Raw genomic sequence first — 1,977 nt, 5'->3', positions numbered from 1 at the left:
CTCGGCAAAAAGGCTCGGATTTACGCGCGAAGTGACGTAAAGCGCGAGCGCGACGGCGGCGAAAAGCAAGATTAAAAATACGATTTTTTTCATTTTGGACCTTTTAAAATTTATTTTTAAATTTACCGATTCGGTTGCGCGCATTCATCGCATACGGCGCAGGTACCAACGCATCGCAACCGCCATGTCCGCAGCATTATGCAATATCGCCGCTTTGTGAACATAGCGCGAAATTTCAGAGCGCTACCGTGTCGTTGTGCGGCTAGAGCGATACGCATGCTAATGGCTTAAAGCGCAATCCTAATTGCGCGGACGCGGTTTGAAACACGGCTCGCATTAGTGCGACTAAATCGTTATTTTCTTGCGGCTTAAATGCGATTTTGTCGGTAAATTTTACCGCCAGCTCCGCTCTGCTGCTCTCGTAGCGCCAAGTATGTGCTTCAAAATTTTACGCCAAGCTACGCTAAAAGTTCCGCGTCTAAGCCGTATGCATCCCCGGCCCGCATATACCGCAAGACGCTCCGTAAAATTTACCCGCTATCAGTAAATATTTGGCACGCGGGCGGATTTTGCGCGTAAGCGCCGCACTTTTGCTTTAAATTTAGCGCGGCGAGCTTTAAAATTTTAAATTTACCGCTTTCGCACCGTGTTTATCCGCAAAAGCTATCGCGCTCGTTAAGGCATCTGCGGAGCAAATCTCGCGCCGAAATAAAATTTATCCCGCTTGCAAAAATGCGCGGCGCGTAAAATTTCATCACTTGTTTTTCTGAAAGTACGCGTCCACGCCGTTTGCGATGCCCTGGGCGATACGGTCTTGGTAGGCGCTTTTGCCTAAATTTTTACCCTCATCGGGATGCGTGATGTAGCCGATCTCCACGAGTACCGCGGGCATCGTAGCGCCTACCAGCACCCAAAACGGCGCCTCGCGCACGCCGCCGTCCTTGCTTTTGAAGCTCTTTTTAACAGAGCTTAGCATATAGCTTTGAATATCGATGGCAAGCTTGTTTGAGGAGATTATCTTCTCGCGATTTAAGAAATTTAAGAAGGTCTGCTTCGAGAAGGTGTTCATATCCTCAAGATCGCCCTTGTTTTCGAGCGCGGCGGCGTTTTTGCTGCGCTCGCTTCTAGCCGGGCTTAAGAAAAAGGTCTCTACGCCGCTCATTCTGGACGCCGCGCTTGCGTTAGGAGCGGCGTTTGCGTGGATCGAGATAAACATATCGGCGTTCTTTTTGCCGGCAAATATCGTTCGCGACCGCAGATTTATAAAAACGTCGGTGCTGCGCGTGTAAAGCACTCTATAGCCGCGCTTTTGAAGCAGCGCGCCAAGCTTTTTGGATGTGGCTAGCACGACGTTTTTTTCCTTTAGCCCGTTTCCGACCGCGCCCGAATCGCTGCCGCCGTGACCCGGATCGATTACGATGAGCTTGCCCTTGGTGGATTTGTAAATTTTACCGGCGGCCACGGAGGTCGATTTGGCGCCCCCTGATTCCTCTATCGTGCTGATTTGCGGCTCGCTATCTTGCTCGCGCCCGCGCTTGCGCCCCGATTTCTGATCTCTGTTTTTTTCTGCGCGCGCGGCTTTTGCGGACTTGGAGCTTTCGACGGCGCTTAAAATCATTAAATTTCCGTCGATCTGCACGCTAGCGTTAAATTTTTTCTCGTCGCTAAGCACGACGCGCACGGTCTTGTCGTTGTATTGCGAGATGCGCACTTCGCCTACGAAGCTATCTTGTAGCCGCGTATTGTGCGACTTTTGGCGCGCGCTAAAATCGAGCACGAAGCGGAAATGATCGTTGCTCGCGATGGTGAAATCCTTATAATCGCTCTGCCTTAGATCGCGGTTGAACTCAAGCACGATCTCGTTTTTATCGCCGCGCAGAGAATTTAACGCAAGCTGGGCGTTTTTGTCCGCTTTTTTGACGCTGCTTTTTCTAAGCTCGCTACTTTGATCCGCGACCTCCTCGTCATCCTCGTTTT

The 1,977-nt window shown here is 50.6% G+C and carries 1 protein-coding gene; it reads right to left on the bottom strand.

What is annotated here, in order from left to right; all coding sequences use genetic code 11:
• Positions 1–754 precede the first annotated feature (754 nt).
• The coding region (locus Q0438_RS01470; RefSeq protein ID WP_299186516.1) for an N-acetylmuramoyl-L-alanine amidase at positions 755–1,977 on the bottom strand (1,223 nt) is incomplete at its 5' end.

Source organism: uncultured Campylobacter sp., assembly GCF_938030785.1.
In the GTDB taxonomy this organism is placed as follows: domain Bacteria; phylum Campylobacterota; class Campylobacteria; order Campylobacterales; family Campylobacteraceae; genus Campylobacter_B.
The sequence above is the reverse complement of the archived record's forward strand: the minus strand, read 5'-3'. Positions and strand labels throughout refer to the sequence as shown.